The organism is Roseateles sp. L2-2, from assembly GCF_050613215.1.
GTDB lineage: Bacteria > Pseudomonadota > Gammaproteobacteria > Burkholderiales > Burkholderiaceae_C > Roseateles > Roseateles noduli.
The window spans coordinates 1,912,285-1,925,257 of the sequence record NZ_CP192509.1 but is presented as its reverse complement, the minus strand read 5'-3'; the positions used below and the strand labels follow the sequence as shown (position 1 = coordinate 1,925,257).

Annotated in this window: 13 protein-coding genes; 4 read left to right on the top strand and 9 right to left on the bottom strand. The window is 66.5% G+C overall.

The annotated features are described in order from the left end of the window. The first annotated feature begins 37 nt into the window (after window positions 1–37). Window positions 38–628, top strand: coding sequence for a hypothetical protein (locus ACQZ13_RS08775; RefSeq protein WP_431051099.1), 591 nt, complete (start codon window positions 38–40; stop codon window positions 626–628). Window positions 629–678: 50 nt separating this feature from the next. On the opposite strand, the gene ACQZ13_RS08770 is transcribed toward ACQZ13_RS08775, so the two are convergent. The 4 genes from ACQZ13_RS08770 to ACQZ13_RS08755 all read right to left on the bottom strand — a co-directional run bounded on the left by ACQZ13_RS08770 (window position 679) and on the right by ACQZ13_RS08755 (window position 4,191). Then, window positions 679–1,194 (bottom strand): DUF1697 domain-containing protein, encoded by a 516-nt coding sequence (locus tag ACQZ13_RS08770; protein WP_431051097.1) that lies wholly within the window; start codon window positions 1,192–1,194, stop codon window positions 679–681. 115 nt (window positions 1,195–1,309) lie between these two features. Then, window positions 1,310–1,894, bottom strand: coding sequence for a nucleotidyltransferase domain-containing protein (locus tag ACQZ13_RS08765; RefSeq protein WP_431051095.1), 585 nt, complete (start codon window positions 1,892–1,894; stop codon window positions 1,310–1,312). 128 nt (window positions 1,895–2,022) lie between these two features. Next, window positions 2,023–2,895, bottom strand: a complete 873-nt coding sequence (locus ACQZ13_RS08760; protein WP_431051093.1) for a hypothetical protein — start codon at window positions 2,893–2,895, stop codon at window positions 2,023–2,025. 51 nt (window positions 2,896–2,946) lie between these two features. Then, complete coding sequence (locus tag ACQZ13_RS08755) at window positions 2,947–4,191, bottom strand: DUF445 domain-containing protein (RefSeq protein ID WP_431051091.1); 1,245 nt, start codon at window positions 4,189–4,191, stop codon at window positions 2,947–2,949. A 423-nt stretch (window positions 4,192–4,614) separates the two neighbouring features. Here ACQZ13_RS08755 and ACQZ13_RS08750 point away from each other — a divergent pair, with 423 nt between their 5' ends. After that, the gene (locus ACQZ13_RS08750) at window positions 4,615–7,563 is read left to right on the top strand and encodes a di-heme oxidoredictase family protein (protein ID WP_431051089.1); all 2,949 of its coding nucleotides are present in this window, start codon (window positions 4,615–4,617) and stop codon (window positions 7,561–7,563) included. 110 nt (window positions 7,564–7,673) lie between these two features. Beyond that, entirely contained in the window at window positions 7,674–9,146 is a 1,473-nt protein-coding gene (locus ACQZ13_RS08745) for a SulP family inorganic anion transporter (RefSeq protein WP_431051087.1), read from the top strand. Window positions 9,147–9,150: 4 nt separating this feature from the next. On the opposite strand, the gene ACQZ13_RS08740 is transcribed toward ACQZ13_RS08745, so the two are convergent. The 3 genes from ACQZ13_RS08740 to ACQZ13_RS08730 all read right to left on the bottom strand — a co-directional run bounded on the left by ACQZ13_RS08740 (window position 9,151) and on the right by ACQZ13_RS08730 (window position 10,562). Next, a complete protein-coding gene (locus ACQZ13_RS08740) occupies window positions 9,151–9,693 on the bottom strand; it encodes a hypothetical protein (protein WP_431051085.1) in 543 nt (180 codons plus the stop codon). Further along, window positions 9,690–10,046, bottom strand: coding sequence for a hypothetical protein (locus ACQZ13_RS08735; RefSeq protein WP_431051083.1), 357 nt, complete (start codon window positions 10,044–10,046; stop codon window positions 9,690–9,692). Before ACQZ13_RS08735 ends, ACQZ13_RS08740 begins: the two co-directional genes overlap by 4 nt. Before the next feature lie 111 nt (window positions 10,047–10,157). Further along, a complete protein-coding gene (locus ACQZ13_RS08730; RefSeq protein ID WP_431051081.1) occupies window positions 10,158–10,562 on the bottom strand; it encodes a hypothetical protein in 405 nt (134 codons plus the stop codon). A 134-nt stretch (window positions 10,563–10,696) separates the two neighbouring features. Here ACQZ13_RS08730 and ACQZ13_RS08725 point away from each other — a divergent pair, with 134 nt between their 5' ends. After that, entirely contained in the window at window positions 10,697–11,155 is a 459-nt protein-coding gene (locus ACQZ13_RS08725) for an ExbD/TolR family protein (protein WP_431051079.1), read from the top strand. 74 nt (window positions 11,156–11,229) lie between these two features. Here the strand turns inward: ACQZ13_RS08725 and ACQZ13_RS08720 are convergent, their stop codons facing one another. Both ACQZ13_RS08720 and ACQZ13_RS08715 read right to left on the bottom strand, forming a co-directional pair. Then, a complete protein-coding gene (locus ACQZ13_RS08720) occupies window positions 11,230–11,718 on the bottom strand; it encodes a hypothetical protein (protein ID WP_431051077.1) in 489 nt (162 codons plus the stop codon). Further along, a complete protein-coding gene (locus tag ACQZ13_RS08715; protein WP_431051075.1) occupies window positions 11,715–12,857 on the bottom strand; it encodes an AAA family ATPase in 1,143 nt (380 codons plus the stop codon). Before ACQZ13_RS08715 ends, ACQZ13_RS08720 begins: the two co-directional genes overlap by 4 nt. Window positions 12,858–12,973: the final 116 nt, after the last annotated feature.

Below are 12,973 nucleotides of genomic sequence, written 5' to 3'. Positions count from 1 at the left end.
GACGGCCTGACGCGGACCGGACACCGGGCCCCCCGCGATGGACCACGCCGCGATCGATCCCACCCAGTTCATCCACATCCGGATGGTGCTGAGCATGGTGGTCAGCCTGTCGATCGCGCGGTTGCTCTCGGGGTTGGCGAAGTTCGTGCAGCACCCGGGCCGGCTGAAGGTCGACGGCGTCCACCTGTTGTGGGCGCTCTACATGCTGGTGACGCTCATCCACTTCTGGTGGTGGGAGTTCGCGCTGAGCCGCGTGGGCCCGTGGCACTTCCTGCAGTTCGTGTTCGTGGTGGGTTACAGCGCGGTGCTCTACCTGCTGTGCGCGATCCTCTTCCCCGACGACATCGCCGAGTACGCCGGCTACCGCGATTACTTCATGTCGCGGCGACGCTGGTTCTTCGGGATCCTCGCGTTCACGCTGCTGCTGGACGTGGCGGACAGCGCGCTCAAGGGCACGCCGCACCTGCAGGAACTGGGCACGGCCTACGGCGTGAAGACGGCCGCGGCGATCGCGCTGTGCGGCGTCGCCGCGCTGGTCACCAGCCGGCGCTTCCAGTGGGCGCTGGTGCTGGTCGCGCTGGCGGTGCAGCAGTGGTGGATCCTACGGCTCTACAACGTGCTGTCGTGAGCGGCGGGGCGCGTCGCCACGGATTCACCGCGGGGGGCCCGTGACCCGCTTCAGGCCTTGATGCACTTGCGCACCGTGTCCACGGTGCGCGTCGTGATCTGCTTGCCGAAGGTCTTCTCCAGCATGGTCATGAACAGCGGGCCCTTGTCGTTGGGCAGGTAGTGGCTGTAGACCTCGACGCCATCGAGCTTGCAGATCGCGGCGCCCTCGCCTTCGAGCGGCAGCGAAACCTGACCCTCGTGCGGGCGCTTCAGGAAAGTGATCAGCTGCTTGGCCGCGGCCGGCGGGTTGAACGCGGCGTGGTGGTCGACATCGACGATCCGTCTGAGGTGCTCGACCGGTCGCACGGTGGTGCCGAAGGTCTTGCCCAGCGTGTCGGTCATGGTCTGCTCGGCGATGCGTTCGAGCTCGTCGACCGGCGCGCCGGGGTGGTCGAACACGACGTTGCCGCTGGAGATCACCGTCTTCACCCGCGTGAAGCCGGCAGCCTCGAACGCACGGATCAGGTCCGGCATCCGCGCGTTCATCGGACTGACACCGCGGAGGAAGGCGACGTAACGGGGCATGGGGAGGTTCCGGAAGGAGCTGAAGATCGCCGGAGTCTACGGGCGTTGGCACGACGTGCCGCGCATCGCGCCAGCATGTCGTGCCTGGCGACCCTCGACCTGTTGGAGGTGAGGCTTACGCCGCATGCAGCGATCCCTTGAGCTCGATGGTCGGGTGACCGAGGATGTCGAGCACAAAGGGGTTGCGATCGTCGCGCGCCTGGCGCCAGTCCTCGGGCGTGTAGACCAGCACGTTGACGGCCCGCTTCAGCGCGCGCCCAGCTGGTTTGAAGTGAGCCTGAGCTTGAAGGCGCGAGAGGTCGGGGGTCAACACGAGAAGATCAATATCGCTGTCGGAATGCATGTCTGCGCGTGCCGCTGACCCAAACAAGGCAGCGACCTCGATCTGACCTTTGAGGGTCGCGAGATGCTCCCGCATGACGCGGACAAGTTCGCTGTCCTGCATCACCAGCGCGCGCAATGGCGCAAGCGCCGGATCGGAAGAAGCCCGGAAAACAGCCAGCCCCCGGACAGCCCTGCGATCCACCAGCCCGACTTCCGCCCAGCGACGGAGCCACCGGGAGGCATTGCTCGGATCGATCTCGGCGGCGGCAGCCAGCTCGCGCGTGCCGAACTCGCGCTCCGCCTGCTCATACAGGCAACGAAGCGCGCGGTAGCGCGCCGCGCCGCCAACCAGTTCGTTCATCAAGGACGCATTCATGGCGGAAGTTCCAGGGCAGCAGGTGTTGCCGATTAGGCCACACTTGTTGCTCAATCAACAACGCTTGATGCCTATTGAGCAACACGCGTTGCCGATTCGGCCACGCCCGATGCCCGCGGAATCGGCGTTCAGTCGACCCGCTGCCAACCCTTGTCGGTCCAGCGCAGCACGATGTCAGACAGCGGGTTCGGCGAGCGCTTCATCAGGTTGCGACCGAACAGCCGCATCGCTTCCCGCGCCGTCGGCGTGTCCTCGCCGACGTAGAGCAGCACATCGGTCAGCGGCGCCATGACGAGCAAGGTGCCGTTGTGCGCCTTCACCAGCGGCGCGAACGCCTCGGGCGACGCCAGCCGGCTCGGTTCGTAGACGTCGCCGACCAGGCGGCCGAACGACCCCTTGACCGCCACCGGCGCGTCGGTGATCGGTTTGAGTCCGGCCAGCGTGTTCGACAGCGCGAGCGCGAACAACGCGTCCGCATCGAGCTGCAGGCTCGTGGCGTCCTTGCGACCGAGCATGCGCAGGGACGATGGGGTGTCCAGGGCGGGCACGATCACAAGCCCGTCGACCAGCGGGCGCGGCATCAGCCGGGACTCGGGCTTGTCGCCCGCCGCCTTTTCCGCCTGCGCCAGATAGTCCTCGGAACGGACCACCAGCCGGACCTTCTCCTTCACCGGCGGCGCCTCCCGATCGCGCCACACCTCGAAGACCCGTCTGGCGTAGCGATCGGTCTCACGGGCGCAGTGCGACGCATTGCTCTGGCAGAACGCGTAGATCCGGTCGAGGCTGACGACGAACGAGTCGCCCAGCTGGATGGTGAGCGGTCCCTTGACGACGATGGCAGCGTCGCTCTTCAACTCGGCCTTGATCTCCCGGAAGCGTTCGGCGGCGAGTTCGGTATAGGCGTCCGGTGCCGGTGCCTGCGGAGCGGCTGCCGCCGTGCCGACGACCAGGACGAGACTCGACGCGGCGATCAGCCGCGCGACGAATGGATTGAATGTCATGGACTCCCTCGATCGTGTTGTTTCCGACGCCTCGTCGGGCGCCGGACATTGTCAGCGCTGCGCCAGGATCGTCACCGCGTAGAGCAACAGCCCGATGACGCCGCCCACCAGCGTGCCGTTCAGGCGGATGAACTGCAGGTCGCGTCCGACGCTGAGCTCGATCTGCCGCACCAGGCTGCGGTCGTCCCAGGCCTTGACCGTCGACGCGATGTGGCGGGTGATGCCCTCACGCATGCTGCCCACCATGCGCTCCGCGGCGGACAGCACATGCTCGTTGATCGCCTGCACCAGCGACGGATCGCGGCTCAGCCGGTCGCCGAGCGCCGCCAGCGACTGGTCCAGATGCCGCATCAGCACGGAGTCGTCGCGGTCCAGGTCCCGCTCGATGGTGGCGCGGACTTCCGTCCACACGCCGTCGAGGTAGGCGCGGACGTCGTCGCTCTGCACGACGCGGTCCTTCATCGCGTTGACCTCGCGCGCGAACTCGGGGTCCTCGCGCAAACGATCGATGAACTCGTGGATCCAGTCGTCGAATTGGCGACGCACCGAATGGTCCGGCTGCGAGAGCGCGGTCTGCACTTCCTCGACCAGTTGCAGGGCGAGCTTGTCGGACAGGCTGTCGGCCATCTTGTCGACGTTGGCGATGGTGTCGACCACCTTGATCGTCTTCGGCCACTGGGCGTTCGCGAACTTCACCAGCCGCGCAGCGACGAGCGTCCGCACCTCCGGCGTGGACAAGTAGTCGCGGAGCTTGGAGAGCGCGCCGTCGAGCACGTCCTGATGGCGGCCGGACTTGGTCAGCACATCCAGCACGGAGGCCGCCGTGCCGGTGGCGTTCCAGGACATCGCGCGGGCGACGAGGAACTCGCCGATGGCGCGGCGAACCGCCTGCTCGTTCAGCAGCGAGAGCGCCTCGACGGCCATCGCGCGGACCGAGCCGGTCACCTGCGCGAGGTTGGCGGGCTCGCGCAGCCAGTGGCCGAGGCGCTCGGCGGGGTTGAGGACTTCCAGCTTCTGGAGCAGGACCTCGGGATGGAGGAAGTTGTCGCGGACGAACTCGGCGAGGCTGTCGGCGATGCGATGCTTGCCTTGCGGAATCAGCGCCGTGTGCGGGATCGGCAGGCCGAGCGGATGGCGGAACAGCGCGACGACGGCGAACCAGTCGGCCAGGCCGCCGATGGCCGCGGCCTCGCAGAAGGCCTTGAGCCAGCCCCAGCCGCCTTGCGCGCCCATGAGCAGGCTGACGACCAGTCCCGCCAGCGACGCGAGCAGGCAGCCCAGCGCGACCCGCTTCATGCGGCGGAGGTCGGCGGCTCGGGGGTCATCGGCTCGGTGGCCGGCACGAGGGTCGGCGGACATCGCCGGCGAGTTTCATCGATTTCCGCAGATCGAAGTGACACTATTTGTCGCATCTCTTGTCAGGCCTGACAAAACCTGACCCTGGCGTCGGATCGCCAATCGCCCGAATACCTCTTTGGGATTAGGGTTGGCCGACACAAACGCCGGATTCGCGCCGCCCACCGCACTTTGTTTCCAACCGCAACCGGCACGTTCTCTGCTTGAACCAGGCAAAAGTCCACCTGGGTCGAGTTCGGAGCAATTGCTCGCGCTCAGGTGTCTAGAGTTCATCGGACCTGCAGGAGCGCCATGCGCCACGACCATTCAGAGGCTGACCCGAAGTCGGCATGCCCCGCCCCACGGACGACGTCCTGGGGACTCATGTTCAGCGCGGTCGTCGCGCTCAGCGCGGCCGGCACGCTCGTCGGCTGCGGCGGCGGTGGCGGCGGCTCGGCCGATGCGGGCAGCCCGCCCGTGTCCGGCGCGCCGGCCCCTGCACCCGCCCCGGCCCCCGCTCCAGCGCCCGCGGCGTCCTCGCCCGTCAGCGACGAACCCGAACTGCCGCCGCCCGCCCCCGCGCCGCCGACGCTGCCTTCCGGCGGCGATACCGGCAACAGCGGCAACAGCGGCACGCCGTCCGTGCCCACGTCCCTGCAATCGCCCACCGGCCTGGACATCAGCAAGCCCGGCAAGGCGATCACCGGCATCGTCGCGACCTCCAGCGCGCTGGAGAACAACGGCGACACCGCCCAGAAGACGCTCGACGGCGACCTGAACACCCGCTGGGCCAGCGCGTTCGACGACAAGGCCTGGATCCAGTTCGACTTCGGCGCCAAGACGCCCATCGGCTACCTGAAGCTGGTGTGGCAGGCCGCCTACGGCAAGGAGTACGCGCTGCAGGTCTCCGACGACGGCCAGACCTGGTACCAGCTGCGCTACGTGGTCGGCGGCAAGGGCGGCACGGAGGAGTTCTTCAACCTGAACGCCAACGCCCGCTACATCCGCCTGCAAGGCGTCGCGCGCGGCACGCAGTACGGCTACTCGCTGCTGGAGGTCAACTTCAGCTCGCCGGGCAGCGACAACACGCTGCCGATGCTGACCGCCTCGGCCGTGCCCACGCCGCCGGCCAACAGCACGGTGGTCACGCCGGCGACGCCGGCCACGCTGGAGACGACGCAGTTCACGCTGCCCGACGGCACGCTGGTGACCCGCATGGGCTTCGTCGGCCGTTCGCGTCACGGCCGCGAGCGCGGCGAGGACTGGAACGAGATCGGCTTCGGTCCCAACGACACCGTGGACGCCAACGGCAAGCCGCAGGACAAGGGCCCGGGCGCGTACCTCAACTTCATCGCCAACTACTTCAAGAACCGCACCTGGGGCGTCGAGTTCATCGACAACAGCCGCGTGGCCGGCGTCACCAAGCCGACCCTCATCGTCAACCAGTACTACCAGCAGGCGCAGCGCGGCGGCGGCCAGTCCTTCTTCCGCCGCACCGACGACCCGAACGTCACCGGCTACGGCTGGATGTCGCCCGGCAATCTGCTGGACCGCACCACCTACACCGACGGCTTCGTCGACAAGACCTCCTGCCCGATCGTCCCCAAGCCGCCCCAGAACGCCCTGCTCAAGCCCACCACGGGCTACGGCGGCGTCATCGGCGCGAACGACGGCTGCTCGGTGGTGCTGGACAACATGCCCGGCCATCAGGACCTGTCGCCCAACGCCAACGGCGTGATGGTGCCCAACGGCGTCAACATCCCGGCCAGCCCGCTCAAGGTGGGTCAGGCGATCGAGTTCACCCCCTCGTTCTTCTCCAGCCGCGCGGCGATGGACGCGATCCAGGACAACGGCAACTTCCGGTACTACACCAACGAAGTCACCTACGTCGTGGGCAGCGGCCTGCGTCCGCAGTACGGCGTGCAGCCGCGCCTGAACAATGCGGCGCTGCCGGTGGAAACGCTGTCGGGCGGCACGGGCTCGATCTCGTACGACTACGCCGACAACGCGACCTTCATGTTCCAGCAGCCGAATCTCCAGATCGGCATGCAGAACATGCAGCGCTTCGTGGAAGGCCGTCGCTGGTTCCACACCAACATGTGGACCGGTGATCACAACGAGCAGGGCAACGACCGCAACGAAGACGCAGTGAAGCTGCAGGGTCCGCGCTTCAACCAGACCAACTGCTTCGGCTGCCACATCAACAACGGCCGCAGCCTGGCGCCGCAGGTGCTCAACCAGCGCCTGGACACGATGGCGGTGCGCGTGGCCGCGCTGGACGCCAACGGCAAGCAGCTGCCCCACCCGGTGTACGGCGAGGCCGTGCAGATGAATGCCCGCTCGGCCACCACCGGCGCGGCGCAGGACTGGGGCAACGGCGTGCGCGTGGCGGGCTTCGACACGAAGAACGTGACGCTGGCCGATGGCACCGTGGTGACGCTGAGCAAGCCCAAGGTGAGCTTCGACGGCCCGACCCCGACGGTGTACTCGCTGCGCAGCGCGCAGCCGGTGATCGGCATGGGTCTGCTGGAGGCGATCACCGACGCGGACATCCTGTCGCGGGTGCGCACGACGCCGGACGCGGACGGCGTGAAGGGTCAGGCCAACCTGGTCTACGACCCGGAGACCGGCGCGGTGCGCGTGGGCCGCTACGGCTGGAAGGCGGCCAAGGTGAGCCTGCGTCACCAGACGGCCAACGCGCTGCTGCTGGACATGTCGGTGACCTCGCCGGTGTACCCGAACCGTGATTGCCTGGCCGGTCCGGCCAACTGCAACAGCAAGAAGGTCGAGAAGGGCGTGACCGAGGACGAGCTGACGCTGCTGTCGCGCTACGTGGCGCAGCTGGGCGTTCCGGCGCAGCGCAGCCTGGTGAGCGGCTTCCCGAAGGGCGTGACCCCGCTGCCTTACCTGGATGTGGATCCGGTGAAGATCGCGTCGGGCGCGAAGCTGTTCGACAGCATCCGTTGCACGGCCTGCCACATCGCCGAGATGAAGACGGGCCTGGGCACGGAACTGGCGGAGATGCGCAACCAGACGATCAAGCCCTACACCGACCTGCTTCTGCATGACATGGGCAGCGATCTGGCCGACAACTTCGCGGAGTCGCAGGCCAGCGGCAGCCAGTGGCGCACGTCGGCCCTGTGGGGCATCGGCTACACGGAACGCGTGGCCGGCACCGGCGTGAAGGTGGGTTACCTGCACGACGGCCGCGCCCGCACGCTGACCGAAGCGATCCTGTGGCACGGCGGCGAAGGCGACGCGAGCCGCCAGCGCTTCGTGAAGATGAGCGCGACGGATCGCGAGGCGCTGCTGGCGTTCCTCAACTCGTTGTAAAGCTGGAGCGGAGAGGCGACTCTCCGTCGAGGCCACGGCCCGGTCCGCGCAAGCGGGTCGGGCCTTTTTTCATTGGAGGACTCACTGGAGGGCGTCCCTACAATTCCGCGATGAAATCAGGCTTCCCGGGGCACACTCGACATCCCCATCCCTTCCGCGCCGAGTGGGCGCCCAGCATCCCGCGCGAGCTCATGGCCGGCGCGGTCGCCACCTTCGCCCTGATCCCCGAGGTCATCGCCTTCTCGTTCGTCGCCGGCGTCGATCCCGCGGTCGGCCTCTTCGCGTCCTTCGTCATCAGCTTGGTCATCGCTTTCACCGGCGGACGGCCCGCCATGGTGTCCGCCGCCGCGGGCTCGGTCGCACTCGTGGCCGCGCCGCTGGTCCACGCCCACGGCGTGCAGTACCTCTTCGCCGCCGGCGTGCTGGCGGGGCTGGTGCAGATCCTGTTCGGCTGGCTGCGGTTGGGCGTGCTGATGCGCTACGTCTCCGGATCGGTGCGCACCGGGTTCGTCAACGCGCTGGCCGTCCTCATCTTCTCGGCCCAGATGCCGCATCTGATCGGCGCCAACGCGGCGACCTGGGCCATGGTCGGCGTGGGCCTCGTGATCATCTACGGGCTGCCGAGGATCACGACCGTCGTGCCCTCCCCGCTCGTCTGCATCGTGGTGCTGACGATGGCGGCGCATTGGCTCCAGCTGCCGTTGAAGACCGTCGCGGACCTCGGCCTGCTGCCGGATGGTCTGCCTTCGTTCGGGCTGCCGCAGGTGCCGTTCTCGCTGGAGACGCTGCGGCTCATCGCGCTGCCGGCCTTCGCGATCGCGATGGTTGGGCTGCTCGAATCGATGATGACGGCCAGCGTCGTGGACGACCTCACCGACACGCCCAGTTCGAAGAACCGCGAGTGCGCCGGCCTGGGCGCCGCCAACATCGCGGCCAGCTTCTTCGGCGGCATCGCCGGCTGCGGGATGATCGGACAGACCGTCAGCAACGTCCGCTACGGCGGCCGCGGGCGGCTCTCGACGCTCTTCGCCGGGGCCTTCCTGCTCGTGCTGATGGTGCTGCTCAAGCCCTGGGTCTCGCAGGTGCCGGTCGCGGCGCTGGTGGCCATCATGGTGATGGTGTCGGCCTCGACCTTCGACTGGGGCTCGGCGCGGGCGCTGCTCAGGCATCCGAAGCTGTCCAGCGCGGTCATGGTCGCGACCGTCGCGGTGACGGTGGTGTCGGACAACCTCGCGGCCGGCGTCGCGGTCGGCGTGCTGCTCAGCGGCGTGTTCTTCACCTTCAAGGTCGCGCGGCTGCTGGACGTCGAGAAGTCCGGGGAGGAGCAGCTGACCTATCGGGTGTCGGGGCAGGTGTTCTTCGCGTCGTCCGACCTGCTGGTCGACGCCTTCGACGTCCGGGACATCGAAGGCAAGCCGGTCCGCATCGACCTGGGGGGCGCGCACTTCTGGGACATCACGGCGGTGAACGCTCTGGACAAGGTCTGCCAGCGGCTGCGCAAGCACGGCAGCACGGTGGAGGTCGTGGGGATGAACGCGCAGAGCCGGGCGTTGATCTCGAAGCTGGATCTGGGGATCGAGTAGCGGCTCACGCGTCCGAACGCTTGCTCGCCCTGCGCAGCCAGACGGCGAGCGACAGGACGCTCGCCGTGATCGCAAGGCAGATTGCGGCCATGGTGGCGTGACGGCCACGGTAGGCCATGAGCAGGATGCGCTGGTCCACCTCGAAGAGCACATCGCGACCGTGATGCTCGGCCGCCATCACCCACGGCGTCTCCATCAGGACCGGCGGAGCAAGCCAGACAGACAGCGCCTCGATCGACCCCTGCTCCAATCTCCCGCACAGGGCTGCCACCTGGCTGCACGGCACCTGCACGGATGTTCCATCCGAGCGGAGCAGCAACGCCGTGCCCAAAGCCCTGCCTCGAATCGGTTGCTGGAATCGCGCAGACACCGTTTCCATGCCGGTGTTGGTCTTGCCGAGGTTGGTCGGCGTCAGGAACCAGAGGGCGCCGAACAAGCTCGCAAAGGTGAATGTGACCAGGGCAATGGCAAGAAAGTAGTTGCTGCCCCGGCGCATGGCGTGCTTCGCTGCGCCATCCAGCTCACCGTGCACCGAACGGTCATTCATCGGTGCGGCCGGAACAGTTCGTTGCGTCGAGTCTGGATTGATCCGACCTCGTTGCGAACGATCTCGACGGCACGGCGCAGTCGTTGCCGATTCCTCTCCTGCAAATCTTCGTTGCTCATTCCACTGCCGATGAAACTCAACGCCCTCCATCCTTCGTCCGTGGAGGGAAGGCGATTGATCATTGCCCAGAACGCCCGATTAAGATCTGCGTGGGCCGCCAGGATCCCCAGGACCTCCCTCGCATTGGCGGGCGTGATGTTCGGCACCAGATAAAGGTCGATGAAAGACCGATCCTCGCCCTCCGGAGGGTAGTGAATGAACGCGTCTCGGATGGCCTGGAGTTCTTTGTCCATGAGGCAAGGGCACGGCGACCCGGAACGGTCAGGTCGTTCATTTTGCGGCGCGAGTCTATCGCCAACCACAATGAAGACCGTGGGCAAGACGACGCGAGTACCCGGAGGCTCCTAAGGCGAAATGTCAGGGGCCGCCGGAGGGAACTCGCCCTTGGCTCGCCGCACGACGGCAGCGATGCAGACGTCGTCGTAGCCAAAGCGGCGTGCGAAGCGCTGCGCGGACTGATGAGCCATGTAGTCGATCCCCACGAGTCCGTTTGCGGATCGCCAGGGCAGCCAGCTCCGGAACAGGAGCGCGCCCGACGTCGCGGCCTGCGGGAAGGCGGTCAAGGACGCGCCTGATTCGGCTTCCCAAAGCACCACGTTAATGTCGCTGCCGCGTTGATAGGCCGCGAGCGCCCAGCGCTCAAACTTGCGCATCCCCGCCATCGAATTCTCGAAGACGCCTCGCATGCCGGCGGCATCGACGATCTCCGCTTCGAAGGAGGCGGAACTCACCAGCGCTGCGATCTTCATCGTCGTCATCTCGTGCGGGGCACCGCGTCAAGGCAGGCGCGGAGTCTAGCCGCCAGGGGATCTCGCCAATCGACCTCGAACCGTTCTTCGGAGAAGATGGCCTTCGACGCCACGAGACCTTGAAGGGAGCAGGCATGCGCGCGAACCACGCTTCGGAGGATACGGAACCGCTGAGTCTCACGACCGTGAGCGCAGCGCCCTTCTCCGCCGTGCTGCTTTCCGTGGTGGCGCTGTGGTTCGTCGCCCTTCCCACACCGTTGCATGCGGTGGGCTTCGATATCTTCAACCACTGCGGCGGACCGAATGGCCCACCGCCGGTCCAAGATGTCACCATCGATCAGAACGGCCTCGTCGTCTGGGAGGGCAAGGTCCTGAGCAGTCACGCTGAGCTCGAAGCGCGGATGCGTGCAATCGGCAAGGTTCCCGACGGCCAGCAGGTCGAAGTCCACCTCTGGCCTCAGAAGGGTGCCAGCTACGGGACAGTCTTGAAGGTCATGGCCACCGCCCAGCGCAATGGCGTCCAGACGCTCGGGATGATCTCGGACGGAGAGATCACGTACGTGGACCGACCGCAGGAGATTTTCCGGGAGTAGCAACGGCAAACCTCCACGCGGACTTGCCTTGCATCTCTGGAGATGCGGCGCGCATCAATGCCACGGCGCCGGCTTCAATCAGAGCCTTTGTAGAAGCGATGGTGTTCGTCCAGGAACACGACATAGAAGGTGTTGGCACAGAAGCGCCCGCCTTTGGGATGTTCCTGCCCATCCAGCTCGCGCGGTACGACGAAGCCACACAGGCGCCCAGCCCAATCGAGCCGGAAGCGCCCCCACTGCGCCTGATGCGGAACGTGCTTCGGCACCTTGAACTCGGAGCGCACCGGGAAGCCGCCATAGATCGACAACACGCGGCCAGTCTTGCCGACCGGTTGCTGCTTCCAATGGTCGAGCGTCTGCTTGCCGAAGTGGGAGAGCTTCTCGAAGAGGCCGGCCAGCTTGTCGTGCGTCCAGTCGGAGAACTGCTGCCCGGCAGGGTCGTAGGTGAAGTACGAGAAGTTGAACTTGCAGCGCGCCGCGTGATCACTGTCGGCCGCTTCCAGGCTGGCGGCCGGGAATCCCGCCAGGAAACGATCCTTGCCCGAGTTCCCGAATCGCGTCATAGGCGCGGGACGCCGCCGATCTTGCGGTCGTTGTAGGGCGTGACCAGCGAGCGGTCATTGCGGATGACGTCGCCAGGGATCTCGTCGAGCCGGTAGGTGTAGCTCTCGTTGTTGTCCTTGTTGACCAGCGTGGTGCGGTAGCGACCGCAGAGGTCCATCACCTCGCTGTGGTGGGTGCTGAACAGCAGCTGCGCGACGGGCTCGCCGGGAGCCTTCTCCTGGAGGAAGAGTCCCAGCAGCTTGGGCAACAGATGCGGGTGCAGGTAGAGGTCCAGTTCGTCGAGGACCAGCACCGAGCCCGAAGCGACCACCGCGGCGATCGGCAACATCAGCCGGAAAATCTGCTTCGTCCCCGCGGACTCCGTGGCGGGCATGACCTGGCACTCCCGACCATCCACCTCGTGGATGAACACGGGGAAGAAGCGACGCTTGCCGTCCGACCCTTCCTCGCTGGAGATCTGCAGCCGCGTGATGCCAACGTCGCATTCCTTGAGGAACTGCTCGACGTAGGCGCGGACGTCATTGTGCTCGTTCAGGAGCTGGGCCACCTTGTAGATGTCCATGAACAGCGACTCTCGCGTCCCGCTGCTGCCGACGTTGAAGTGGATGTTCTTGAAGAACGCGTGGACCGGCGCGAGTTCGTCGATCTGGTGGTGGTACGCGGCGGAGATCACCGACGCGTTGCGGCGGACCTTGACGCCTTCGAGGACCTTCAGCCGGGCGACGGCTTTGACGTCGTCCTGCACGCGTTCGAACACGAGGGTCTTGCGCTTGCTGGCCTTGAAGAGCGCTTCCCTGACCACGCCGGAGGCGGTCACATCGAGTTCGTACCGATAGGTCGCATCGTCGATCTTGAAGTCGACGTAGAACGAGCTCGGCCCGGGGTCTGAAAAGAAGGGAGCGACGGGGATCTCGGCTTCCGGGTCAGAGGAGAACGAGGTGGCCACGAAGCTCGCGACGAAGGCCAGTCCCTTCAGCAGATGCGTCTTGCCGCTGCCGTTGGCGCCCTTCACGCACATGACCGTGGCGGCAGGCAGATTGAGCGAAATGCGCGGCGGAACGTTGGCGTCCAACTGGAACGACACCGAGGCGCCCTCCTTGAAGGACAAGAAGTTGCGAAGGCCGTATTCGAGAAGCATGGTGTCTTGTTGGCACATTCCGTCGATTTCGACGGAAGTGTAGCCTTCAAGGCGTATGCCAAGGGCATCTAGCAGCGAGCGAGCGGCAAGCGGCTTCAGTGGTGGGAAAGGAAAGT

Coding starts and splice junctions, on each gene's coding strand:
- ACQZ13_RS08775 (WP_431051099.1), top strand. CDS start 38: ATGGACCACGCCGCGATCGATCCCACCCAGTTCATCCACATCCGGATG.
- ACQZ13_RS08770 (WP_431051097.1), bottom strand. CDS start 1,194: ATGCCCCGTTACGTCGCCTTCCTCCGCGGTGTCAGTCCGATGAACGCG.
- ACQZ13_RS08765 (WP_431051095.1), bottom strand. CDS start 1,894: ATGAATGCGTCCTTGATGAACGAACTGGTTGGCGGCGCGGCGCGCTAC.
- ACQZ13_RS08760 (WP_431051093.1), bottom strand. CDS start 2,895: ATGACATTCAATCCATTCGTCGCGCGGCTGATCGCCGCGTCGAGTCTC.
- ACQZ13_RS08755 (WP_431051091.1), bottom strand. CDS start 4,191: ATGAAGCGGGTCGCGCTGGGCTGCCTGCTCGCGTCGCTGGCGGGACTG.
- ACQZ13_RS08750 (WP_431051089.1), top strand. CDS start 4,615: ATGTTCAGCGCGGTCGTCGCGCTCAGCGCGGCCGGCACGCTCGTCGGC.
- ACQZ13_RS08745 (WP_431051087.1), top strand. CDS start 7,674: ATGAAATCAGGCTTCCCGGGGCACACTCGACATCCCCATCCCTTCCGC.
- ACQZ13_RS08740 (WP_431051085.1), bottom strand. CDS start 9,693: ATGAATGACCGTTCGGTGCACGGTGAGCTGGATGGCGCAGCGAAGCAC.
- ACQZ13_RS08735 (WP_431051083.1), bottom strand. CDS start 10,046: ATGGACAAAGAACTCCAGGCCATCCGAGACGCGTTCATTCACTACCCT.
- ACQZ13_RS08730 (WP_431051081.1), bottom strand. CDS start 10,562: ATGAAGATCGCAGCGCTGGTGAGTTCCGCCTCCTTCGAAGCGGAGATC.
- ACQZ13_RS08725 (WP_431051079.1), top strand. CDS start 10,697: ATGCGCGCGAACCACGCTTCGGAGGATACGGAACCGCTGAGTCTCACG.
- ACQZ13_RS08720 (WP_431051077.1), bottom strand. CDS start 11,718: ATGACGCGATTCGGGAACTCGGGCAAGGATCGTTTCCTGGCGGGATTC.
- ACQZ13_RS08715 (WP_431051075.1), bottom strand. CDS start 12,857: ATGCTTCTCGAATACGGCCTTCGCAACTTCTTGTCCTTCAAGGAGGGC.